This window comes from Massilibacteroides vaginae (assembly GCF_900178525.1).
GTDB classification, from domain to species: domain Bacteria; phylum Bacteroidota; class Bacteroidia; order Bacteroidales; family Tannerellaceae; genus Massilibacteroides; species Massilibacteroides vaginae.
Window position 1 is genome coordinate 872774 of the sequence record NZ_FXDJ01000009.1, and the last position, 24035, is coordinate 896808.

22 protein-coding genes and 1 pseudogene are annotated in these 24035 nt (G+C 41.2%); 3 read left to right on the top strand and 20 right to left on the bottom strand.

Annotated elements, in window-relative coordinates:
• Positions 1 to 23: 23 nt before the first annotated feature.
• Entirely contained in the window at positions 24 to 980 is a 957-nt protein-coding gene (locus B9Y81_RS12045; protein WP_085537163.1) for an aldo/keto reductase, read from the top strand.
• A gap of 198 nt (positions 981 to 1178) precedes the next feature.
• Here B9Y81_RS12045 and B9Y81_RS12050 read toward each other — a convergent pair whose 3' ends face one another.
• Genes B9Y81_RS12050 through dapB form a run of 4 tightly spaced genes read right to left on the bottom strand, consistent with a single transcriptional unit; the run spans position 1179 to position 4809 of the window.
• Complete coding sequence (locus B9Y81_RS12050; RefSeq protein WP_085537164.1) at positions 1179 to 1805, bottom strand: WbqC family protein; 627 nt, start codon at positions 1803 to 1805, stop codon at positions 1179 to 1181.
• Positions 1805 to 2662, bottom strand: a complete 858-nt coding sequence (gene lepB / locus B9Y81_RS12055; protein WP_085537165.1) for a signal peptidase I — start codon at positions 2660 to 2662, stop codon at positions 1805 to 1807. Before lepB (B9Y81_RS12055) ends, B9Y81_RS12050 begins: the two co-directional genes overlap by 1 nt.
• Positions 2663 to 2667: 5 nt before the next feature.
• The gene (gene lepB / locus B9Y81_RS12060; RefSeq protein WP_085537166.1) at positions 2668 to 4068 is read right to left on the bottom strand and encodes a signal peptidase I; all 1401 of its coding nucleotides are present in this window, start codon (positions 4066 to 4068) and stop codon (positions 2668 to 2670) included.
• Positions 4069 to 4092: 24 nt separating this feature from the next.
• Positions 4093 to 4809, bottom strand: coding sequence for a 4-hydroxy-tetrahydrodipicolinate reductase (gene dapB / locus B9Y81_RS12065; protein WP_085537167.1), 717 nt, complete (start codon positions 4807 to 4809; stop codon positions 4093 to 4095).
• Positions 4810 to 4964: 155 nt separating this feature from the next.
• Here dapB and B9Y81_RS12070 point away from each other — a divergent pair, with 155 nt between their 5' ends.
• On the top strand, positions 4965 to 5417 hold the full coding sequence (locus tag B9Y81_RS12070; protein ID WP_085537168.1) for a copper resistance protein NlpE: 453 nt from the start codon (positions 4965 to 4967) through the stop codon (positions 5415 to 5417).
• A gap of 88 nt (positions 5418 to 5505) precedes the next feature.
• On the opposite strand, the gene B9Y81_RS12075 is transcribed toward B9Y81_RS12070, so the two are convergent.
• From B9Y81_RS12075 to B9Y81_RS12105, 7 genes are read right to left on the bottom strand one after another with little or no spacing between them, the layout of a single operon-like run.
• Complete coding sequence (locus B9Y81_RS12075) at positions 5506 to 6090, bottom strand: hypothetical protein (RefSeq protein WP_085537169.1); 585 nt, start codon at positions 6088 to 6090, stop codon at positions 5506 to 5508.
• Between the two features lie 57 nt (positions 6091 to 6147).
• Positions 6148 to 7443 (bottom strand): flexirubin biosynthesis putative acyl-CoA ligase FlxY, encoded by a 1296-nt coding sequence (locus B9Y81_RS12080; RefSeq protein ID WP_085537170.1) that lies wholly within the window; start codon positions 7441 to 7443, stop codon positions 6148 to 6150.
• Positions 7444 to 7447: 4 nt separating this feature from the next.
• Positions 7448 to 9118: a C45 family autoproteolytic acyltransferase/hydrolase gene (locus B9Y81_RS12085; RefSeq protein ID WP_085537171.1), complete on the bottom strand. Its 1671-nt coding sequence runs from the start codon at positions 9116 to 9118 to the stop codon at positions 7448 to 7450.
• Positions 9111 to 10601, bottom strand: a complete 1491-nt coding sequence (locus B9Y81_RS12090; protein WP_085537172.1) for a phytoene desaturase family protein — start codon at positions 10599 to 10601, stop codon at positions 9111 to 9113. The genes B9Y81_RS12085 and B9Y81_RS12090 overlap by 8 nt, the downstream gene beginning before the upstream one ends.
• Positions 10591 to 14451 carry a trifunctional MMPL family transporter/lysophospholipid acyltransferase/class I SAM-dependent methyltransferase gene (locus tag B9Y81_RS12095; RefSeq protein ID WP_085537173.1) on the bottom strand — a complete coding sequence of 1287 codons (3861 nt, stop codon included), beginning with the start codon at positions 14449 to 14451 and terminating at the stop codon, positions 10591 to 10593. Before B9Y81_RS12095 ends, B9Y81_RS12090 begins: the two co-directional genes overlap by 11 nt.
• Positions 14444 to 15610, bottom strand: coding sequence for a DUF2062 domain-containing protein (locus B9Y81_RS12100; RefSeq protein ID WP_085537174.1), 1167 nt, complete (start codon positions 15608 to 15610; stop codon positions 14444 to 14446). The genes B9Y81_RS12095 and B9Y81_RS12100 overlap by 8 nt, the downstream gene beginning before the upstream one ends.
• The gene (locus B9Y81_RS12105; protein WP_139822919.1) at positions 15607 to 16014 is read right to left on the bottom strand and encodes an ApeI family dehydratase; all 408 of its coding nucleotides are present in this window, start codon (positions 16012 to 16014) and stop codon (positions 15607 to 15609) included. The genes B9Y81_RS12100 and B9Y81_RS12105 overlap by 4 nt, the downstream gene beginning before the upstream one ends.
• 450 nt (positions 16015 to 16464) lie before the next feature.
• Here B9Y81_RS12105 and B9Y81_RS12110 point away from each other — a divergent pair.
• Positions 16465 to 17092, top strand: a pseudogene (locus tag B9Y81_RS12110) (virulence RhuM family protein).
• 61 nt (positions 17093 to 17153) lie between these two features.
• Here B9Y81_RS12110 and B9Y81_RS12115 read toward each other — a convergent pair.
• Genes B9Y81_RS12115 through B9Y81_RS12155 form a run of 9 tightly spaced genes read right to left on the bottom strand, consistent with a single transcriptional unit; the run spans position 17154 to position 24032 of the window.
• Positions 17154 to 17792 carry a flexirubin biosynthesis protein LolB2 gene (locus B9Y81_RS12115; protein ID WP_139822920.1) on the bottom strand — a complete coding sequence of 213 codons (639 nt, stop codon included), beginning with the start codon at positions 17790 to 17792 and terminating at the stop codon, positions 17154 to 17156.
• Positions 17770 to 18399, bottom strand: a complete 630-nt coding sequence (locus B9Y81_RS12120) for a flexirubin biosynthesis/transport protein LolA2 (protein WP_139822921.1) — start codon at positions 18397 to 18399, stop codon at positions 17770 to 17772. The genes B9Y81_RS12115 and B9Y81_RS12120 overlap by 23 nt, the downstream gene beginning before the upstream one ends.
• Positions 18400 to 18403: 4 nt before the next feature.
• The gene (locus B9Y81_RS12125; protein WP_245832445.1) at positions 18404 to 19093 is read right to left on the bottom strand and encodes a polysaccharide deacetylase family protein; all 690 of its coding nucleotides are present in this window, start codon (positions 19091 to 19093) and stop codon (positions 18404 to 18406) included.
• A complete protein-coding gene (locus B9Y81_RS12130) occupies positions 19090 to 19956 on the bottom strand; it encodes a beta-ketoacyl synthase chain length factor (RefSeq protein WP_085537178.1) in 867 nt (288 codons plus the stop codon). Before B9Y81_RS12130 ends, B9Y81_RS12125 begins: the two co-directional genes overlap by 4 nt.
• Positions 19950 to 21149 carry a beta-ketoacyl-[acyl-carrier-protein] synthase family protein gene (locus B9Y81_RS12135; RefSeq protein ID WP_085537179.1) on the bottom strand — a complete coding sequence of 400 codons (1200 nt, stop codon included), beginning with the start codon at positions 21147 to 21149 and terminating at the stop codon, positions 19950 to 19952. Before B9Y81_RS12135 ends, B9Y81_RS12130 begins: the two co-directional genes overlap by 7 nt.
• Positions 21146 to 21406, bottom strand: a complete 261-nt coding sequence (locus B9Y81_RS12140) for a phosphopantetheine-binding protein (RefSeq protein ID WP_085537180.1) — start codon at positions 21404 to 21406, stop codon at positions 21146 to 21148. The genes B9Y81_RS12135 and B9Y81_RS12140 overlap by 4 nt, the downstream gene beginning before the upstream one ends.
• Before the next feature lie 12 nt (positions 21407 to 21418).
• The gene (locus B9Y81_RS12145; protein WP_245832446.1) at positions 21419 to 23176 is read right to left on the bottom strand and encodes a beta-ketoacyl synthase N-terminal-like domain-containing protein; all 1758 of its coding nucleotides are present in this window, start codon (positions 23174 to 23176) and stop codon (positions 21419 to 21421) included.
• Positions 23149 to 23592, bottom strand: coding sequence for an acyl-CoA thioesterase (locus B9Y81_RS12150; protein WP_085537182.1), 444 nt, complete (start codon positions 23590 to 23592; stop codon positions 23149 to 23151). Before B9Y81_RS12150 ends, B9Y81_RS12145 begins: the two co-directional genes overlap by 28 nt.
• Positions 23589 to 24032: a hotdog family protein gene (locus B9Y81_RS12155; RefSeq protein WP_085537183.1), complete on the bottom strand. Its 444-nt coding sequence runs from the start codon at positions 24030 to 24032 to the stop codon at positions 23589 to 23591. The genes B9Y81_RS12150 and B9Y81_RS12155 overlap by 4 nt, the downstream gene beginning before the upstream one ends.
• Positions 24033 to 24035 lie beyond the last annotated feature (3 nt).

The following is a 24035-nucleotide window of genomic DNA, read 5'->3' on the forward strand; positions in this document are numbered from 1 at the left end:
GTTTAATCAAAACAGAAAGAACCATGAAATACAACTTTTGCGGAAACAGCGGCCTGCAACTTCCTGAAATATCATTAGGATTATGGCATAATTTTGGCGATGTAGATGATTTTAATGAAGCTACATCCATGATAACGCACGCCTTTGACAGCGGTATCACTCATTTTGATCTGGCAAACAATTACGGACCTCCTCCGGGAAGCGCGGAAACGAACTTTGGTAGAATTCTGGCGAAAGAACTAAAAGGACACCGGGATGAGCTCGTTATTTCGTCAAAAGCAGGTCATCTGATGTGGGATGGCCCCTATGGCGACGGTGGTTCCCGTAAGTACATTATGGCCAGCATCGACCAGAGTCTTAAACGAACCGGACTGGAATACTTTGACATTTTCTATTCGCATCGTTACGACCCTCAAACGCCGATAGAAGAAACGATGCAAACCTTGGTCGATATTGTAAAGCAAGGTAAAGCGCTTTATGTCGGGATATCAAAATATCCGAAGAAAGAACTGATAAAAGCCTACGATTTCTTGAAGAAACAACACGTTCCCTGCCTTATTTATCAGGATAAATACAGCATGCTGGTTCGTGATCCTGAAAAAGAACATTTATCAGTAAACGATAAATACGGTGTAGGATTTATCGCCTTCTCTCCCTTGGCACAAGGCTTACTAACGAATAAATACCTGCACGGTATACCCGAAAACTCGCGCGCGAATAAAAGTCACGGTTTCTTGCAAAGAGAAGAGGTGACAACTGAAGTAATCCATAAGGTAGTAGCATTAGACGAGTTGGCTAAAAAACGAGGTCAAACGTTAGCGCAGTTGGCTTTGGGCTGGCTGTTGCATAACGAGAAAGTAACATCGGTAATTGTAGGAACCAGTTCGTTGGCTCAATTAAAAGACAACCTGAGAGCGAGAGAATACACCGATTTCAGTACCGAAGAACTAAATTTAATAGAAAAAATTCTAGCAGATTAAGCACCTGTTTTGAGTTAAAAACAAGGCTCGATTTCCTGTTTTTTAGGATTTTTTTAGGCAGCTGAAAATCAGCGCATTATACATGCCTGAAAACATAAAGGTTATTTCTTGAAAAATAAAGGTTATTTTTCAAGAAATAAAGGATATCTTTTTAAACACATAGTAATATAAAAAACAGCCTCTTTTTTAAAGACGAAATTAAGCTTGAATAATCGATCGCTGAAGAACCAATAATCCTTCAGGCCCCATATTGAATAGAAGATCCGCGATACTTAGATTCGGCAAAAAACCGAATTTGTCTCTGAATACCTGGTAATAGGGAAAAGGGTGGAACGCGGGGTCTTCTATTTTTGATTTCGGACTGATCGTTTCCCTGAAATCATGCGCAACCTCAGACTGATACTGATCGGTATATACAACGTTAGGCGTTAAATCCAACAAGTTACAAATCAACAGGCGAAGTTCTTCGTTGAAATCGAAAAGGAAATCATATTTCTTTTCATAGAAAGGAGCAAAATCATCCTGGTAATATTCGAAGAATGGACTGGTGCCATAGGCAGATACAAGCGCGTTCCAATGTAAATGCCGCCAATTCCCATGGTCGGAAATACGGATATCTTTGGTAAGGCATTTGATCGTGTCCGGCTTTTCAATGGGCACAGATAAAGCAAGCGCTCCGTTTGCTCCGGCTATAACACATCGGTTACGATAGGTCTGTTTGAGGTAGTTTTCCTCTTTTTCAATTCTGATCTCCGGAAATTGTATTAGTTTACAATAGAACTGAACAGGAGCCAGATAGGCGGAAGATAAATAGGCCGTATTCATCAATTTACGGGATTAAAAAAACGTTTTGTTTGTGGGCTGAACCAACAATACCATGCGGTGCCTACGATACTTTCTTCGGGGATAAAGCCAAGATGACGCGAATCTATTCCCTCATTCATATTATCAGACAAAACCCAGAAGTAATCTTGTTCAAAAAAAAAGAAATCCGTTTCTTTCCCATCAAGATATAGTTTATCGTCCCGAAACGAAACAGGAGATTCCGCTTCGCGGGAAATAGCTTCTTTACAGGCAATAAGACATTCGTCAGTAAGTCTGTATGCTCTGTCTTTACGAGGAACGATCAACGAATATTCCTGAGGAGTAAGTTTTATAAAAGTCTGATTAATCGTTTCCGGAAGTTCTTCGCGAATGGAATATTCTTCAAATGGAGTTAACGAAATTAAGAAGCTGCTTCTTTCGTTTTGCAGGTTACGAATGGGTATCTTCAGCTTGTTGAGCGTTTTAACGAATAAGTCTGCGGCCGAATTGTCTAATCGATATTGACAAATAGCATTGGGCGAAAGCGGAAAGAAGCGACCATTGATAGTATATCCGTCGCCGTTTACCCGAATTGTATCACCCGGCAGCCCTATGCAGCGGCTAATAAACAAGGGAGACGTTGTTGTATCTTTACGAAGCGGACTTGTAAAGAGTATTACCTGATTTCTTTCCGGCAGTTTCGAAAATTTATTTACAACAATAAGGTCTCCTTCCTTTAATGTATTTGCCATTGTGGAAGTAGATATGCGGTATGATTCAACCAGGAAATAACGTATAGCCACTACTACCGTAGCCAAAAGAAGTAAGGTAAGTAGTAGCTTTACTGTTGATTTTATTTTCTGTCTATTATACTGCATTTACATTAATCCGCATGCACCATACGGAACAAACGATTCCAACGTATCTTACCATCAAACAAAGAGCGATCTTTATCCAAAGAGAGCCAGATCAGAATAGGTTTACCTACGATATGATCTTCGGGCACAAATCCCCACGAGCGACTATCGGCACTGGCATGGCGGTTGTCGCCCATCATAAAATAATAGTCGTATTTGAATGTATAAGAAGTAGCCGGTTGGTCGTTTATATATATGGTTCCGTTTTTCACTTCCAGTGAGTTGTTCTCGTAATTTTTAATACACCGTTTGTAAACAGCCAGATTCTTTTCATTTAGCTCGATTGTTTCTCCTTTACGAGGAATCCAGACCGGTCCGTAATTATCACGTGTCCATCCTGTTCTGTAATCAACCGGGTAGTATAAATCCCCTCCGGCCGCATCCGGCTCAACGATTATATTTTTAATAACAGACAAATTCTTCGCTTTCTCTAAAGCAGCTTTCGTCATAGGCATCCGGTAAATAGGGTTGAACTGTCCGTTTTCATTGGCCGTGAAACCAATATAAGAGAGCGTTCCATTATTATCAGGATGTATCGACATAAGCCTACGATCTTCCTTACTGATTCCTAACAAACGGAATTGCTCTTCCAACAGTAAAGACCCCGTTGTTTCTACGTAGTAGATCAGTTGCATAAACTCCGGGTCTTCCGTTATATTTCCGTCGATATATACTTTGTTGTTCCGAACCTCAAGTAAATCGCCCGGCATACCGATACAACGTTTTACGAAATTCTCCCGTTTATCTACCGGTCTGTACATCACTTCGCCAAAAAAGGCTTGATCCAATAAGATACGTTCACGACCGTATTGCTCTATCAGGGAATAATAATCCGGGTTTTGTTGCAGCACGGCAATGGTATCTCCGGCCGGAAAGTTAAACACCACGATATCGTTTCGTTTTACCTGCCCCAAGCCCTTAACGCGTTTATAATCCCACGTAGGCCATTCTAAATAAGACTTGCAATCGAAAAAAGGCAAGGTGTTTTGCACCAAAGGAAAAGATAGCGGTGTATTCGGCACGCGAGGTCCGTAGCTAAGCTTGCTTACAAAAAGATAATCTCCTACTAAAAGCGATTTTTCCAAAGAAGAACTCGGAATCTGGTAGTTTTGGAAAATGAAAATATTGATAAAATACACAGCCACTAAAGCAAATATAATATCGTCTACCCACTCTAAAACATTCCTTACTTTTGGATTCTTGGATCTTTTCCATGCCCCCCAGGGGATATATTTAGTGAGAAAAATATCGACCAATACAATAATACCTAAAAGCAGCCAGGCGTTTTGCATCCAAAGCGTAAAAAGAAGATAAAGAAAGGTGGCGATACCGAACTTTATCCATTGTTTTTTGCTAATATCTTTCATCTGTGATGTTTTGTATATAAGGAATTAGAATTTCAACATATCTTCCATGCCGAGAAAGCCTTTATTCTCCGCGGTAAATTCAGCGGCAACTACTGCACCTAAGGCAAACCCCTGACGGCTTTTCGCATCATGCTTAATGCTGATATAATCGACTTCAGAATCGTAAACAACCTCATGAATACCGGGAACCTCCCCTTCGCGTATCGCATAGATAGGCAGATCGGTTTTTTGCTCCTCTTTGTCTAATGTCCAGCGATCTTTACGTTCGATATTTTCAAGAATACCTTCGGCCAATGTTATCGCGGTACCACTCGGCGCATCTAATTTGTGGATATGATGCGTTTCTGTCAGCTTAATATCGTATGCCGGAAAGTTATTCATGATTTTCGCCAGGTGCTTGTTAAGGGCAAAAAACACATTTACTCCAATACTGAAGTTAGACGCGTAGAAGAATGTTTTCCCTTCTTTCGCACACAGTTCTTTTATATTGCTTAGTTTATCTAACCATCCCGTTGTTCCCGACACCACAGGCACACCTGCTTCGAAAGCCTTCAGGTAATTGCTGAAAGCAGTGGCGGGTGTGGTAAATTCGATAGCCACTTTCGCGCTTTTAAAAGCAGCAGAATTAAATCCGTCCGGGTTATTTATGTCGATAATAGATACGATTTCATGTCCGCGGGCAATGGCGATTTGTTCAATAGCCTTTCCCATCTTTCCGTATCCGATCAATGCGATTTTCATATTCCTGTTTTTTAAACTATTACTTCGTGCAAATATACATGATTCTAACGGTTTAAGCACATTGACATATAATTTAACGTTATATTATAAACAAAATCGGGTTTTATTTATTTTATATAACAGAGACTGTTCTCATACAATTAAAAAAAAGAATTATGTTCAAAAAACTAAGTGTATTTGCGTTTGTTTTTCTATTAGTTAGCTGTGGTCAAAAGGCTGCAAAAACAGAAGATTCGGTAGAAGCGGAAGCTAAAACAGAGACTGCAGCAGTTCCTGACATGCATACTGCCCAGGTTTCATTAGATTATGAAGGCAAATATAAAGGCGTACTACCTTGTGCTGATTGCGAAGGAATAGAAACAGAATTAACACTGGAAAGCGGCGGAAAGTATACGTTACAAACAACGTATCTGGGAAAAAAGGAGACAGCTTTCGAAAAATCCGGCACGTTTACCTGGGGCGAAAACGGCAGCACAATTACCCTGAGCGATATAACAGATGCTCCTAATCGCTATTTTGTAGGAGAAAACCAACTATTCCAGCTTGATATGGAAGGCAACCGAATCACCGGTGAACTGGCAGATAAGTATATCCTTAGAAAAGAGTAGAAACAAGCAAAATGCGCAACAAAAAAACCGACATCTAAAGAAATGCTCCTTGATGTCGGTTTTTTTTAAATTTTTCTCATGCGTTGTATTAATACAGTTTCATTTTTTCAACTTGCTTGAGCGTACCGTGCACGGAGAACGCCCAAAAATTTCTCAAGCCAAAACCTCTTGCTTTGGAAGTTATCTTCTTCTGTATTAGGATTTTTTTAGATGCGATGTCAAAAATAACAACATCGTAGGTTGCTTCCGGTTTGCCTTTATTAAGTAATCCTGCAAATAAAACTGCACCATAACCTTTATCTGAACCCGTATCTAATTTCTTTAAAAGAGTTTTCACATCGTCTTCACTCAGACTGTAATCATTAGATTCTGCAACGAATTCCTTGTTTTTGATTTCATCAACAAGATCTTTCACAGAGTTCAGGGATAGTGAGACTTCTTTTTTGAAAGTTTTTGAAACATCATATTTTTTCTGTTCATTAATAAACAGGTTATTGATTCCTCCGAATGCAGCTTTAAACTCTGATAGTGATTCGTTGGCACCATAAACTTTTGCCTTTGAAAAATCTACTCCGTAAAACGTAAGTGTTTCACTATCTTTAAGTCCCTGATTGTCCTGCGCATAACTCAGTCCGGCGAAGAATAAGAATGCAAATAATAATAACTTTTTCATATAAACGTTTTTTAGTGTAAAACAATATACTCCAATGTCTCCTAATTGAATAGGAAATCAACGTAAATCTATAAATTTAATTGCTTTCCTGCTCATCTGAGGGAACTGTATTTTTAAAATTTCTTCCTCCAGAAGAAATTTTATACCCGGAGCAACCCTTATTTTAGAGCGAAACAGATCTTTTATTTGCTTGGCAAATTGCTCAGAAGGCTTGTTTGTGCCTACACTAATCTGTATTTCGTCAGTTCCAAGGTCGTTAGTGAAAACTTCTACTACGTAACCCTTAACTTCGGATATATTATCTAATATATCATATAACGCAGGAGGATAAAGTGTTGTTCCTTTGTATTTAATCATTTGTCCTTTGCGTCCAAGAACAGAACTTAGTCGTATAGTGTTCCGACCACAGGAACAAGGTTCTGTATAATGGTAACAGATATCGCCTGTTTTGAATCGTAACAACGGCATCCCTCTTACACCGATGGTAGTTATTGTTACTTCTCCTGCTTCTCCGTCTTTAACGGGTTGGTTATTATCATCCAGAAACTCGACTATAATAAGTTCAGGTTGTAAATGTCCTCCTTTACAAGCCCCACATTCAGTAAATGAAGATTGCATTTCTGTTGAAGCATAGGTAGATTGAAGTAGTGGATGCCTCCAACGTTCATGAATGCGTTTACCTAATGTATTTAAGGAAAAGTCTGGATTTCGCAACGCTTCTCCAATGCAGAGTGCTCGTTGTATGGAAGAGTTTTCATAGTCAATGCCGTTTGATTCCGCATATTCGATTAATTTGATCAGAAAGGAAGGAACCACTATGCAGCAGGTTGGTTTGAATCGTTCAATCGTATCCCACTGCAGTTCTGGTATTCCGTTTCCTACACGTATAACTCCTGCTCCAAGTTCACGAATTCCCATGAAATAAGCCATTCCCGCCATAAAACGACGGTCTAAGGTTGTCATCAGCTGCATAACATCTTCCGATGTGCAACCTGCTGTAGTAAATGACAGGTATTCGTTATAAGCCAAACGGTCGAGGTCTTCGGATGTAAGCGCAAAAGTGACCGGGTCTCCTAATGTACCCGAAGTGGTTACATAATCAATGATCTGTTTTTTCTCAACACAGACAAAATCATCATTATAAAGCTGTAGATCTGTTTTGGTGGTTACAGGTATATCCTGCAAATCTTCGATCGTGCGGATGCGGGAAATATCAATATGATGTGTTTGAAACAGACGCTGGTAAAATTTAGAGTGTTGCTGAAGGTAACTTAATTCCTCAGCGAGTCTTGCCTCCTGAAATGCCCGTATGTCGGCAGGACTCTGAAACTGTATTTGACTGAACTTATGCATGATCTTATTCTTTAGTTCTGATTTTCTTTTCTATTCTTTGCCGCTCGGGAACGCGCGCTATTTCTTTTGTCAACGCCTCTTTCCAGCACGATAAGGCGTCTTGCATCTTGCCAAATGCCGCGTAGTAATCACCACTTAGTTCCCAAGTGAAGAAATTATCCGGGTTCGCGTTTTGAAAACGGAGAAGTGTTTTTTCGTCCAATGGTTCTTCTGTTTTGATATGTCGACGTATTTCCTTTATCAGTTCCTTGTACGTGAGCAGGTCTTGATAGGCTTGCGTTTGAAGGAACGGATCGGACGGAATAGCTTCTGTTTCTATTGAAAGCTCAGCTTCCGGGTCAAGATTGAAGATATCGTTCAGGTCATACGCCACATATTTTCCTAATTGCCAGGGTGAAGTAGATACCCAAAACTTCCGTTCTTCGGGTTTGAAGATCACGGAGTGATGCGCGATGAACTGATTAATGGATTTCTCGTTTGCCAAACCGATGGATTTACCTGCCTTTCCCTGATAGTTGCGTAGTATATTAACGGCTTTCGGGGCATCAATAGGTTTGTTTTCTGTTAACAATTCAGTCAGTCTTTCAAAACGATAGGGACTATCCGAAGTAGCGACGTTTTCCTGATTGTATTTGTCGTCTGCAAAAGCGGGCGACTGGTAATGGTTTGTACAGATAATCCGGTTATTATCCGTTTCAAACAACGCGGTCTTAGCCGGAGACTTTTCTATAATCGCTGCTTTCCCATCCTTTGCCGATCCGATCAATATTGACTCGGATACGAACGTTTTGTGAGCATTGGCTATCTGATAAGCTTCTTCAATCGTTGAAGCATATTGTAGTATCTGACGACAAAGTATTGAGATCGGTGTAGCTGCGGAAACAGGCATAGTAGATTGAGCCGCGTTAATAGTCACCGTTAGCCCCGCTTCATTCATACCCGAAAGAACTCCCGTCATTCCTGCCCAGCCTATAGACGCGAAACGATAACCTGAATCCGGTTCATAAAAAGAAACCAGTTTATGGCGGGCAAAGTCGTCGCCCATATAGAAGTCGAAATTCCGCCCGATCAGTAAGGTCGAATCCGCGCTTTCATCTCCCCATACGCCAAAAGAACTACAACCTACCAACATGTAGCTTTGCATCGCATGACCGATATCATGCGCTCCGTGATAATTTAATTGACGTTCATATGGAGTTCCTATGGCATCATACTCATGTGTGCACGATAAGGATATACCATATATCTCTTCTCGGTTCTCCAAAGGCACATATTCACCCATATTACGATTAAATAAGATCAGCATGACACGCAAGAACTTGAGATAACTCTCGGAAGGGATGATCTCCTTAATCTGATCAACAAATACTTTCTCCTGATAATAGAGTAAATCTTCTGATAATTTGCCAAAAGCGATTCCTCGTTCGGGTGCGCTACCTCTTAGCACGATTTCCCATAAACCGCTTTTGCTTTTCTTTAAGAAGTTCGGACCGTACGTACGTAAGCTGTCACTTTTAACTAAGCTATAGGCATTTTGATTTATATCGCTGAAGTCCGGTTGCTTCATATCCGCGGAAAAGTAAAGCCCTGTCAGATAAAGAAAGAGAAGCAATACGACACCGGCCAGACATAAGCCTGTATATTTAATCGCTTTTATGATCGTCTTCTTATGCATCGCTTACTTTTTTCGCTAAATATTCTTTTCCTAAAAGTTCCGAACAAGTAAGCATAGCTGTAAGCGTTACTCCCAATGCACCGTGTACGTTGAGGTTTTGTCCGGTTTGCAATAGGTTGGTTATGCGGGTACGAGAAGAAACAAGTGTGGCAAGCGGATTCTTGTAATCCTTTATGATGCCGTATGCCGATCCTTCCGGTGTTCCTGTATAGTCACGATAGGTGAGAGGAGTCGCTGTGTATATCTTTTGGGTATTTTGGCATAATCCGGGATAATACCGTTCTACAAACCGGATCAGTTCCTCTGCTTTACGGGCTTTAAACTCTTTATATTCGTCGCCTCTTTGCTCTACATCTGTATCCGTCCAGCGGCTTACTTCATCAAAATACATAGGCGACAACAAGTAGATCACCTCTGTGTGTTTTTCTGATAGAGCGGATGCCTGCATAGAAACCATGCATGTGTTTATTCTCTTATCTTCCTTGTGCTTAGAAGCATACCAGGCGTTATCTTCTCCGTGTATATAGATATTATGATTCAGATAAGGAGTCGTGCCCGGTTTTTGAATTAAATAAGCAGAGAAGAAGCCGTAAGAGTTTGACAGGGATTGCATACGTGAGATATAAGCCTTGCGTATCAGATTTGTTTTTTCAAGTAAAGAGGTTAGTACCGCAGGATGTAAAGACGAAATCACATACTTGGCGGAAATACTCTCTTCCCCATTTATTTCGACGGAGTTGACTAATTTATCTTCAATGCCTAAATGGGTTACATTTGCATTGCAGCGTACTGTACCGCCATTTTGTTTTATCTCTTCAATCAACGCGTCGGCTACCTGCTGACTTCCATTCACAAAACGATAAGCTCCCTGGATATATGAGTTGTTGATCATCGCGTGATGGTAAAAGTTAGACACATTCTGATCACCTGCGTAGAGCATAGCCGTACCGGTAAGTACCTGACGAAGCGTATCGTTTGAGGTTGTCTTATAGATCTCCTCCCAAGCTGATTGATGGAAGTTGGATATATCGCCGGAAGATAATTTGCCGGATTTTAATTGCGACAAGCTTATTCCATAACCGATTTGCTTCAATCTATTCGTATACTGAATGAGAGCTTCTCTTTCTTGTGGAAAATCCTTAACGAGTGTTTCAATAAAACGTTCGTGCCCGATCGCATAGGAGTAAACATGGTCCCTAAAATGGATCAGGTCAAACCCCGTTTCATCCAATCGTTTGATTTGCAACTTATCCATGATGCCGAAGTAATTGAAATATTGTCTCAGTACTTCCCCTTCATCTAAGCTACCTACATAATGAATTCCGGTATCTAAAACTCTGCCATTACGTTTGAATGATTGGAAGCAACCTCCTGCAAGTGGATTCTTTTCCAATACACAGACATTAAACCCTTCTTTGCTTAACGTGGTGGCACAAATAAGACCGCTTAGTCCGCTTCCTATAATAACAACATCATATTTCATGTACAATCGTTTCTTGTCTGGTAAACAAATAAATGGTATTAGACGTTAGTTTGTCATTTTCAAATGCTTGCATTTTTAGATTATGTCGTTCCGCGAAACCAACAAACTGAGCTTTATCCGGGAAATAAAGTGCATTTACTTTTTTGTTAAAGCCTAACAAACGGGTAGAGAAGAGTTCTGTCAACCGGGTTAGAGCGTGTTTTTCCTGCTTTCCCGCGTCACTATCTCGTACAATCAGCATTCCTCCGGGAAGGAGCCGTTGCGCGCATCTGCTCAATAGTTGTTGTTGTGAATCGAAATCAATATAATGCAGCATATCGCTGATGATAAACACATCGCTTTCCTGTAAGTCGGCCGTTAAGGCATCGGCATGTCTGAAAGAAAGTTGTTCGTTCTTGGAGAAATTATGATTGGCTACGGCCACCTTGTCTTCATCGTAATCCAGACCTTCTATCGTGCGTGTATCAGCATACATATTTAACATATATGGCATCATACCGAAGCCACAACCGACATCCGTTATTTTTGCTTCTCGTGGGATCAGGTTATGAAAGAGTGTATATTGATCTTCTAATTTAACCTTGATGCGCGTATACCATTCTTCGACAGGACCTTTGTAAATGTAATTCGTAACCAGTTGTTGGTAGAAATGAGGGTTATCGGATGTACCGTATAATGCTACTGCCTCCGCGTATTTCTCCCGGAAAAAAGTAGCAGTCTTTTTTGTTCTCTCCTGATAAGACACATCTTCATTGTGCTTGATGCGAGGATAGATATGCATGGCGAGAATGCCTCGTTTGATATAGAAAGGCTGTCTCTTGGAAATGACCATTCCTGTTCCATACAGAATGATGGGGATAATATCTAATTGAAGTTCGTGGGCGAGATAGAACGCTCCTTTGTGGAAACGCTTTACCTGACAATCTATTGAACGGGTACCTTCCGGAAAAACAATAACGGAATAGCCTTCCGCCACTTTCTTTTTTAAATGTTCCAATGCATTTTCATAGCCTTCGGTCGTATGCATAAAGTCCGCGTAACGAACGATGCGTCCGAAGAAAGGAGATTGCCACACCCAACTATTGGTGACCATAACCAATTTAGGGGCAAGTGACAATAGTAGTAAGATATCTAAGAAAGACTGATGATTAGCCACAATGATAGCCGGCTTCTCAAAGGATTCTGAGGAGAAGTTCTTTGTGATTTTGCGCGCGGGCCAGGTGGTTTTTAAGAAAACTCGCAACAAATGCATCAATGTTAAACTAAACCACGCCTTCTTCCGATTGCGCTTTACCGGGATAAGTATAAGGATAGACGCTAATCCAACCATCAACGAACAACCGATCAGGAACAGATTGAAGAACCAAACGGTAGTTAATATCGAGCTGATTGTGTATGGGTAATTTCCTTTTGCCGTTGGTTTTGCAATAAAGAACCGGAAAAGGATAGGCAATAAAGTATAAGAAACCAACACAACCGAGCACATCCCCAGCAGAGAAATAACAGAAATGGATTGCAAAGCGGGATGCTGTGCGAAAACTAAGGCGCCTAATCCGACAACGGCAGTAAACGATGAGAAGAAAATAGCCGTTTTATGTGCGTTCAATACTTTTTTACCCGTCCGGTACTCCTGCAATAAACCATCCATGATGAAAATACAGAAGTCGTCTCCCAAACCGAAGATAAAGGTGGAGAGGATGATGTTGACAATGTTGAATTCAGTCCCGGTAATTGCCATCAGACCAAGAATCATTACCCAGCTTATGGTCAGCGGAGCTAATGTCATTAACGTAAGTTCTAACCGTCCGTAGGAGATAAGTAAAGCGAAAAAGATCAGGAAGGATGAAATATACAGTACTAAATAAAAATTGTCGTGAATGGATGCGACCCATTGATTTGCATAAAACGAACGGTCGAAGATAATCGGTTTGTTTTCACCTGTAAATTGTTCGTAGACAGCTTCTTTGTGAGACTCGTCTAACTTTACCTGCGTGATGAACATCGCTATATCAGAAGCATTTACCATCCAGTCATCCAGTAGTGATACGGAGGAACCATTGTCAAAAACAAGTGGTTTATAATTCTCTTCCAGTAGGGCAAAGGCCTCTTGAAATGAGGCTTCCTTAAACCGGTATTTATGCAGATTCTTTCGGATCTCTTCTTTTACAAATGCTTTCTTCTCTGCCGTCCAAAAGGATTGCCAGCGTGCTATTCGTTCTTGCTGTACTTCTATTGGGATCAGCAAGCTTTCGGCTGAAGAGAAATTCTTAATCAGGCCTTCATCACGTAGCTTTTCAAGCTTGCGATTCGTCTCATTGTATTGTTGTAAGGCTTCGTTTGTTGATTCGCCACTCGAGATAAATAGTGTTGTTTTGTTGTCTGTCTGAAATAAATCGGTCAGCTTCTCTTCTGCCGCTTTCAGATGAGGTGGCTCGAAGTTGATGTTCATCATATTTCCATCGAAACCTACTTTTCCTGATAGGTAGATGCAAGCCAGGAAAATAAGGGTAAGCGATATAATAAGCGGCTTATTTTTCTCATAGGCGTATCCGTTGATGCGTTCGATGAGTTGCAATACTTTATTTGATTGTTGGCTATCGGCTTTCTTCTTCAGCAGGTGAGGTAAGAATATGAGGCAGAAAAAGGTTGTTCCTACTAAGGAAAGGGCGGAGAATAAGCCAAAATCGCGCAATAAAGCAGAGGTGGTAAATAATAATCCCAGGAATGCACCGATTGTTGTAAAGCTGCCAACTGTCAGCGGATAAGCCAGTTCCTTTATGAGTTGAGGAATAGACGTGACATGATTAAAATGTGAAAGCACATGTATCGAATAACTCAGCGCGATACCAAAAACAATCGTTCCCGCGCCGATCGCGATCGCTGAAATAGAGCCTTTGATCAGGAAAATGAGTGCCAAAGCGAATGTTCCGCCGTAAATCACCGGTAGAAGGATCAGCAACAAGGCGGAGCGGCTTCTGAATACAACCGAAACAAATACGATAATGATCAGCAATGCGATTGTCAGCGTCAGCATAGTATCCGACTTTATCTGTCGGGCATTGTATACGCTTACCGCCGGACCACCAAAGTAAGTAACTGATACCTCAGAGAAATCATGTTCCGTGAGCGCGATCATTTCTTCGATCGACTTAATCAGTATATCGTTCTTGCCTGTACTTCCTATGCCATATTTCGGCGAAAGGATGAGGAGCAGAGTAGACATATCCGGTGAGAAAATGTGATCCTGCCAAAGCTCGTAATTCGATGTGTTCTGGAATTCCTGTAGTCGTTTTAGCGCGGAAAAGCCCAGGCCCATGGGATCTTTAGTCATCATCTTGCCGGTGGCCATCCCTGTTGGCGATAAGAGATTCATGTAGTTTGTGCGCATTCGGTCTGCTATACCTTCTGCTGTAAACAGGGAATCCATGCGGGCGAAGTCTTCATCACGCAGAAATGCAGGTAGATGTTCGTATATCAATCCCGTGAGTTTGCCCATTACTTCTGAGTCTATCTTAAATGTAATGTCGGTGATATACTCAGACATATCTTCTTCAGACAGATTTTCATTCAGTTGCGTTCCTGCTTGAATCAGATCTCCGGGTAACACCGGATTTAATGTGTCTCGTGATGAGAGCATTACGATGATCTTATCCTTGACTTTGAGATTCTTAAAGACCTCTTCCGTTCGCTTCGAATCTTTGCTGTCAGGGAAGAAGCGAGTTATATCTTCCTCCGGTTTTATCTGAACGGCAAAGATGAGCATCAGTATAAAACTGCCGAACAAAAGAAAATTCCTGAGAACCGGATGGCGGTGGAGTACCGTATAAATATGTACGAAGAATTTACCCATTGCAAACAGGTTTGGGTTTACGGGTAACGGACAGAACACAGAAGCAAATCAGTCCGGCCAATAGTCCGCAGAGAGTAGCAAAGACCATACTCCCGACTAAATACTGAATCAGCGAATCTTTCAACGTCTCGAACGTAACCTCATGAAAAGAGAGTGTAATCGGATAGCCCAGCACCCAGCCTCCCATGGCATAACTTCCGAAAAGCAGAAAGGGAATCATTGGCGGCAGACTAATATTCGAAGCAACCAGGGTGATCACCTTATTTAATTTCATTAAATGAGCCAATACTCCTGCCGCGATCATCTGATACCCCCAGATAGGAACAATTCCCATGAAGACTCCGAATCCGACAGCCGACGAAATGCGTATGTTAGACTCTCCTGAGTTGGTGATGTTTGTAGAGATAAAGTTGCGGACATTCTCTTTCGTGATTGAACGAAAACAAGTAAGCGGCCAGTACCAAAGAAAGGCAAGCAGAACAAGTACTGTATTCAGCAGACTGATCCGTGTGAAATCCCGGAAAGGGCGGAAATGGCTTACTCGTTCTTCCCTGGGAGGATAGTAAACGTTTACGGGAATATTACGTACAGTGATGCCTTTCCAGGCAGCGCGGACAATCAGCTCCAGTTCGTACTCGTACTTGGTTGTGAGTGTTCGTATATTCTGTATTTTCTTTAGTGGATAAAGGCGGAATCCGGATTGCGTATCCGCTAATTTCACTCCTGTTTCCAAACGGAACCAGAAATTGGAGAACCGATTGGCAAATGAATTCTTTCCCGGCATGTTTTCGGAATCCAGATTACGCGAACCGATCAACAAACTGTCTGGAGTTCGCTCTATCTCACGTAAGAAAACCGGAATATCCGACGCAAAATGCTGTCCGTCAGAATCAATTGTAATAGCATAGCGATAGCCTTGTTTCGTTGCCGAGGAAAGGCCGGTTCGCAGAGCGTGCCCTTTTCCTTTATTCTTTGCGTATTCAATCGCCTGTATCTGAGGAAACTCTTTAAGAATCTCGGACGTGTTATCCGTAGAGCCATCGTTGACAACAAGCACAGGCAGAGCGTAGGAGAGAACATCCCGAATTACTTGTCCCAATGTTCCCGCATTATTGTACGTTGGAATAATGACAATTATTTCTTGTTCTGCTATTGTCATAATTCGATAAGCTTCGCTTTCAATTTGAGAACAGTCTTGTCTTCTGCGTTTACAGAAGCCCGTATCATGTTATTGTCGTCTATTTCCAGATTGACCAACAGCCGGTTATTCTCTTCAGGATTAACGACAGACAGAAACTTGCAAGTTTTGATATGCTCATAACGCAAGGCTTTGTTTATGATCTTCAACGCACACGCTTTAACGATATGAAGCAGACAAACACCCGGAGTAACCGGTAGACCCGGAAAGTGACCGCTATAGACTGCATGATTCTGATTTAGAAAAACTTCGAATGAATATTTTCCTGTCTCCTCTGTCCCTGGCTTTATCTCGTATAAATCGGTTAGCATTTCTGTCTTTTGTTCATTATTGAATTGCGCAAAGGTAAAAAGTTTCTGTGCCAAAAGGAAGGTTTTCTGCGCCTTTTCAAACCCGATGGAATATTCGTCCGATAGAAATGATTTTCCGAGTTAAAATTAACAATTCGATTTTGCCATAAAAGAGTCCTCAAAATAAACATAGTAATATCTTTAAAAAGATAACCTTTATCTTTTTGAAAACATCCTTTATTTTTCGAAAAATAACCTTTATGTTTTTCGCCCCTTTAGAGGGATTGAAAATCAAGGGCTTTTAAAAGAGCGAATTTGAGGGCAAATCACCCTTGTTTTTAACATAAAAAATGTGAAAAACGAAGGGTTTCGAATGGTTTATATTCTTTTAAGTTCAGTATAAATAATAGAATATGTCTTTGATAGTCATTTTGCATAAAATGCTCTGAAATTCATTTTATTTTTGTGCTATTTGAACCCGTGTTAATTGATTTCTGCTATTTTTGTGATAGAATAATGAATAAAATGGAACAACACGGAGAAATAATACTATACCAACCGAATGAAGCGGTGAAATTAGAGGTGCGTATAGAGGACGAAACTGTTTGGTTGACGCAGGCGCAAATGTCCAGTTTGTTTGATGTGAAAGAACATACAATCACCTATCATATCAAAGAGATTTATAATGCAGAAGAGCTTGAAGCAATATCAACTACTCGAAAAAATCGAGTAGTTCGAAAAGAAGGTAATCGGAATGTTAATCGGGAATTAGATTTTTATAATTTAGATATGATTATCTCTGTCGGTTATCGTGTTAATTCAAAGCGTGGAGTTCAATTTCGTATTTGGTCAACAACCATTTTGAAAGACTATTCTCTTGATGTTAACAAAGAGGAAACCACATGTTACCGCATCGGTTTTTACCGGAAGATTCACCAATGAATTAAGATTGGATCTGAAGAAACATAATATGCAATATCCGGAAATAACAATTTGTGAACATAAGCAAGTACATGATCGTTTCTTAATAATTGATGAATCAGAAATATATCATATTGGGGCTTCATTAAAAGATTTGGGGAAAAAGTTGTTTGCCTTTTCTAAGCTGACCATAGATGCTCGCTTAGTTCTGCCCAAATCTATTGATGATTGAAGTTGTATTTTATTATCAGTGAGTTAGTCCGTGTAAAATGAAAAGAAGGAGGTTCGAACAGCTAAAAAGCTGTGATGCTGAAGCGAAGTTTTAATAGGGGGTGGGAGACAACAATCGAATCTGTTTCTGATTGAGAAGTTTGTTGAAGGCTTATATCTGTTTTTCCTAAAATAGAGCCGAAGGTGATCTTGTCTACGGTATTCGTTGAAAGCTGTTTGCGGTAATGCCCTTTAGCTTCTGTGTTCTTTAGTTTGTAGACAATCGTGTTTTGTTTTTTATTGTTTTCATAGACGATCGCTTTGTTTTGATCGGCTAATTGTTGTCCGAATAAAACAGTTAGGTCACGGTGTAATAAATTGAATAACTGCTTTTTGTGTAGAGGAGGGATGCATTGACGGATCTCATACGAGTTTTTATCCATTGCCAGATCGAAGATCGTCAGACCGAAGTGAGTAGTAAATAAGATGCGTGAGCTATCTGCTTGCTGTCTGAGAAGCAAAAGTCCGCTGAAATTTCGTTTGCCGAACGTTATCTCCATATGAAACTTGCGTAGCTCGGAAGATTCCGGAATCATCGGTGGAAGCTCTGATTTCCTGATCGTTGTCTGTTCCGCCCGCTTGTATCCGCTCCGTATGCCGGGGGCACAGGCGGAGACGCAGAGGAGTAAAGAAAGTAAACTAACGAATAAGGAACTTTTCATCTGTAGTCAGCGTATTATAACGTTGGTTCTTGAAATGAAACTCGGTATAGTCTTTCTCTGTCTCGGATAGTTTCAGAGTTGAAACGGCGAAATTCGAGCGATTGAATGAAATCGTTATCTCATAAATATACGCGCGGACATTCTGCGAAAGCGGCTGTATCTTAACAACGTAATGCTGAGGGTTCTCGAAATAGCTAAGTTTATATTCTTGCTCTACTCCTTTAAGGTCACCTATCATACAGGCCGATATCATCGTTTTCATCCCGTTCATCATTTTATTGCTGCCGAGGTCGACCACCTGAGGCTTCCCTTCGGTTACCATACGAAGTTTTCCTTCATTGATCGTTATTTCGTAGCTGATCGGGGAGATATAATCCATTCTGATCTTGTTTTCCTTGCGGTAATAGAAACGACCGGTCGATTCTATCTTATCCTCAAATACGGAAAGATACTTCTCCTGTACAAAGTCGCTTTCGATAGAAGTGATATCAGCGGCTTGTTGTTTCAGCTTCTCCTGAAAGACGGCAATATCCCGAAGTGGTGTCAACTGAGCTGACAATGAGCTGACGCAGAATAGCGAAAGAAAGAAAATGAATAACTGTTTCATACGATTAAGATAAATCAAACATCCGATCAAGCGAGACTACCTGATAGTTTTGATCCTTCAAATATACTAAAAGATTACGGAGAATAGATGCGGTATGTGGCATCCGGTCGTGAAGAAGAATAACCGCTCCGGGTTCTATCTGTCGGATAATTCGTTTCAGAATTCGCTCTTTCGATTCGTTTCGGGTGTCGAAAGAACGGATACTCCAACCAATCGAGTGATATCCTAAACGGTGTACGACCGAAGCAACTGTCGGGTTTGTTACACCGAACGGAGGCCGGAATAAGTTCGTTTTATGCCCCGTGATTTGTTCGATGCTCTCGGCCGTTCGGGTAAGCTCGGTACTCATCTTCGTTTTCGAATAACACGGGAAAGCTGGACGGTGGGTATAACTATGGTTCCCTATTAAATGTCCTGCTGCCTGAATCTCTTTTAGCAGATGAGGTGCAGCCTCACACTTTTCGCCAATACAAAAGAAGGTAGCGGGAGCATTGAATTCTTTTAATATGCTTAAAATAGAAGGGGTGAATTTCGGGTCGGGACCGTCGTCAAAGGTAAGGGCTATTACTTTCTGAGAAGTCTTTCCTTTGCAGTATGATTTCATATAAATGCCGGCCGAAATACGATAAGAAGCATACACGAAAAAAACGGATATGCAAATCAATACAATTAGTATGACGGCCCATAAAATCATAAAGTTGATCTTAACAGAATAAAAGAATGATTTTTCAGAAAGGAGTTACAAATAACAATAGGTAATCCCGTTTTAAATAGTTCAGGTGCTTTGCAAGCCATCCATAACGCGAAAGAGGTTGAGGTAGGATACTCTCCGCAAAAGCATTTATATGAATCGGGTGATATAAACTTCGCTGTTTGAATTCCATGCTTTGCAATAAAGTTATCGGCCAAGTGCTGAAGTTCTTCTTTAGTATAGTCGCCCGTAATCATTTCAATGTCCTGAATGATGATAGCGGGTGTTTGTTCCGGTGGGGTAGAGGATAAAAGGAAAAAGGCGGCTCCTTCGCCGGGAGCGTAGTGTTTCCAATTTCCCATTCTTCCTAACAATGTATTCAAAGTCGGCGTCATTTCATCTGTTGCTCCAGCCAAAACTTTACGTGCATCTCCTTCAGCGAGAAGAGAAATAGCGTCAGCCAAAGCACTCTCAAACGAAAAGCCCCGGTGTACGTATGTGTTGTTATATTGATGATTATCCGTAAGGATCGCCAACTGTGCGCCAATTGTGTTGAACGTTGATTGAATGAACGAACTGGGGGATGGTTGTTGCTCGTCCGTGTCTAGAAAGGAATTCATAAAGATCTCCGTATCCGTGAGACAACCGTATCCGGTTGCTGTTAGTATCGCGTCTATAGGTTCGGTAATTCCGTCTAAACATTCCATTCCGGTAGCTACACCCATTCGTACCATTCGGCTCATTCGGCGTCGCATATTGGCATTCTTTATCCAGACTTTATAGTCGGGCTCAGCAAAGACAAAACCGTTTTCTGCTGACTGAAAAGAGGCTGTAGCACGTTCAATATAGACGGGGTGACTTAACATAGTGTTGATTTATACCGTTGAAATAACAAAGATGTATTATTTCCGCCGAATCCAAAAGAGTTGGATAATACATTCTCGATTTGTTCGCCTTCTTTATAGGTAAGTACGGGGATCATTCCATTCTCTTCCATGGGCGTAGAGAAGTTGAGATTGGGATACAAGATTCCGTATTCAATAGATAAAACAGAGAATACCGCTTCAATTCCGCCGGCTGCACCAAGAGTATGCCCGGTAAATGCTTTCGTGGAACTAAACGGAGGTATGTTTCCTTCAAAGAGACGGTTGATAGCGGTTGATTCAGAGGCGTCATTGTTTGGTGTTCCTGTTCCGTGCCCATTGATATAGTCTACTTGCGAAGGAGAAACGCCGGCCCTGCATAAAGCTGCTTTCATCGCCAGGAATGCTCCTGTCCCTTCCGCGGAAGAGGCTGTCTGATGGTAAGCGTCATTGGCATTTGCATAGCCGGATAGGGTTGCATAAGGTTTGCGCTTGATGGTTGCTTCCGATTGTAGAACAACGTAGCCCGCGCCTTCTCCCAGGTTGAGTCCGGCACGAGTATTGTCGAAAGGGCGGCAAGGTTCATTATCCAGGATCATCAATGAAGCGAAGCCATTCAACGTAAACTTGCATAAAGCGTCCGTTCCGCCTGCAATGGCGACATCCAATATCCCTTGCCGGATTAGTCTTGCCGCAAGTAAAAGCGAATTAGCAGCGGAAGAACAAGCCGTACTGATTGTTGTACGCATTCCGGTAATACCTAAATGATCCGCTATTTTCTCGGTACTATCTCCGGCATCATGTGTGGCAAAGTAACGTAAATGTCCCTTAGTTGGATTCTCCCGGAAGGTAGGATAATGGTTTTCACTTACATCCATACCTCCCGTTGAAGTAGAAGAAATAAGTCCGATTCGTAATCCAGAGTTTATCGTTACCCCCGAATCCTTTAAAGCTTCGTGTGCAGCAGAAAGTCCGAGTAAAGACGTACGTGAGTATACCTTAGAGGAAGGTAAACCAAGTCTCTCTTTTAGGCCCTCATTGCTCAACTTTACTTCAGAAACAGGTACATGGTGGTTTGTCGGGAAAAGGGTAACCTTCCCTAATCCGCTTTTGCCCTGCCGAAAAGCTTGAAGATGCGCTTCAACATCATTTCCGATACCGGAAATACAACCTATACCTGTAATGCAAACGTTCATTTCTTTCTATGTTCCGAGATATAATCCGCTAATGTTTGAATAGAGTAGAAGATCTCTTTACCTTCTGAAGGTTTCTCAATTCGGATTCCGTAGTTTCTTTCTAAGATCAGGATAATTTCCAACGCGTCAATAGAATCGAGCCCTAAACCTTCGTCTCCAAACAAAGGAGCGGCGTCTTCTATTTCTTCCGGTGTTATATCTTCCAGATGCAGTGTGTCAATTAAAGCTTCTTTTAATTCTTGTTTTAATGCAGTCATGATTTATATCATTTAATTTGTTTTTTCTAACCAGCTGAAACGGGCTTCGTACTTTTCTCCGACCAACTCGCACCAACCAATAAGGCAAGCCTTGAGTTTGTTTCCACTAAGAATAAGCGAAGCATAGTCCATCAGGAATGTTTCGTCATACTTATCCTGAATAAAGAAAGTGTTTTCTCCTTTAATTCCATAACGGATGCAGAGTTCTCCCATTACCACGTTCGGTAGTGTGTAAACAAAAACAGCCGGACTTGCTTCCGTTCCGCTTTCTATAATTGTTTGATGTTGTTTGTCTGTATCTAATGAAGAGGATCTATTGGCAAAAATAAGTGCGATCTCTTCGGGATTGTAGTTCTTTTTCAGTTCTTCTACAGTTAGAAGAAACGTAGTCGCCATATAGCCAAGCTTACAGAGATCGTCCATTTTATAAAACTTACGATCGTCTACTTGTCGGTCTTTATATGCCGCGCGGATAAAGTCGGGAAAGTCGGCATCTGTTAGCTTGAAAACAAGCTGGTCGTTTACCTTTATCTCTCCGTTTGTTATCAGGCATTGACTTTTGATCTTATATATAGCAGGAGAAAGAGTAGGTATTGCTTTCGCTTCCTTTTCCAGCGCAAGTGAAATAGCAGCATTGCATCCTCCAAATCCTGAAGCTGTTTTAATGCAACGTTTCAGGTCAAAGGAGCGATGTTCTTCACTGATATTTAAAGCGCAAGGAACACCGTTGTTCTTGTATCCGAATGTGCCGAAGACCTCACCGCTAAGCAATTCTTCCATGCAAGCAATAGTCTCAATAATCCCCGAGGCTCCTAAAGTATGTCCCCAGTAAGATTTCAAACTATTCAAAGGAAGATTCTGTAAACCCGCCCAAGTAACGGCTTTAGATTCCATTTCATCGTTATAGGCTGTACCTGTACCGTGTACATTCAAGAAAGAAATATCATCTGTGGAAAGCCCCGCTTCAGTCATTGTTTCTGAGATAGCCATATATAGTCCGTCTCCCGTACGCGAGGGACCTGAAATATGATTGGCGTCATTGGTAATCGCTCCGCTTTCAAGTACGATTGGTTCCTTTTCGCGGACATAATCTTTTTCGGTGGTGAGGAGTACAGATCCGCAGGCTTCTCCGAGAGAAAGTCCGTCTCTATCCTGATCAAACGGACGGCAAGCGGTCGCGCTTAATGATTTGAAGGAGTCGAATCCGCTAACAACAAAGTGATTCAGTAAATCTCCTCCGGCAACTAAAATATGTTTGTATTCTCCTGCAGCAATCATTCGTCGTCCGACAATTAAAGCCGATACGCCCGATATGCAAGCATTCGATATAATGATAGGTTTGTTTTTTAATCCTAAGGCTGTTGCGATACGATCTCCCAATACGGATAAAAGCACTTCTTGGGGAGAATCATCTTCTGAAAGTCGTTCTATATTGCCCTTTGTGGTAGACAGCACCAAACAGCAACTCTCATCCGAAGGATTTATACCGCTCTTCCGAATCGTTTCACGTAAAGTAAGAATAAAAAGTTGTTCTAACGGGGTAAATTCATTTAGTCCGCCTTCAGCAGCAGCGAGATTCCATTGCTTTTGGTCAATACGAGCTGCATTAAAGACTTTGTTGTATATGTCTTTATCATCAATTTCCCCTATTCCTGATTTATATGCACGTATATTTTGCATATTCTCATTTACAGAAAATCCGATAGAACTGATGAGAGAAGGAGCCGTTATATAAGTATACTTCAACAGATTTCCCATTTTTGTTTCCATTCTTTGTAAAAATCAGGAGTGTTCAGTACTAACTGTCCTGATGTTTTATCAACAAAAACTTGTACGCTATTAGCTATAGCGACAATCGTGTGATCACTTTCGCGGTAAGCAATATATTCGAATTGTATCTTAGCAGCTTCTGTCGGTATATAGCGTGTTTCAATAATTAGAGAATCACCGTAAACGAGAGATTGTTTATACTTGACATTTAGTTCAACAATGGGAACAGCGTAACCGGCTTCGCATATATCCAGATAACCGATTCCAAACTCGCTCCCAAAGCTTTCACGTCCGTCTTCAAAATAACGAACATATTCTCCATGCCATACCACGTGCATTGAGTCTACTTCACTGAAGCGTACCCGTATTGTCGTCCGGTTAATTAATGAAGCATCTTGTGTTTTTGTTCGTCTCATTTATCTTTCTTTAAAAATATCTTCATTTTACCCGATGCAACAGGCTTTCCCGCTGATTCTACTTCAGCAGAGATCAAGGTGATATCAAATACTTCCTGTTCTATACGTATTATTGTTTGAAGAACTTCGCCTACTTTCGGTAAACGATGAATAGTGATCTGGTCGGCAGAACCAAAAAATCCGATAGGAACTTCTTCATTTCTACTTCTATAAAGATAACCTACACGAGCGGCCGCTGATTGCGCGATATGTTCTATAATTCCACATTCGTCTAATTGTCCGTCCGAACAGAAAAGACAATCTTCCCCAACGGTTAGTCCTGAACAAGATATCTCACCAAAAATACCGTAGAAAGCGTCAACCATAACCATTGGCGGACGCTGCGGAATAAGGGTGAGTAACTCGTCTTTTACTAACAGTGCTTTCTCAAAACAGGTCATGAT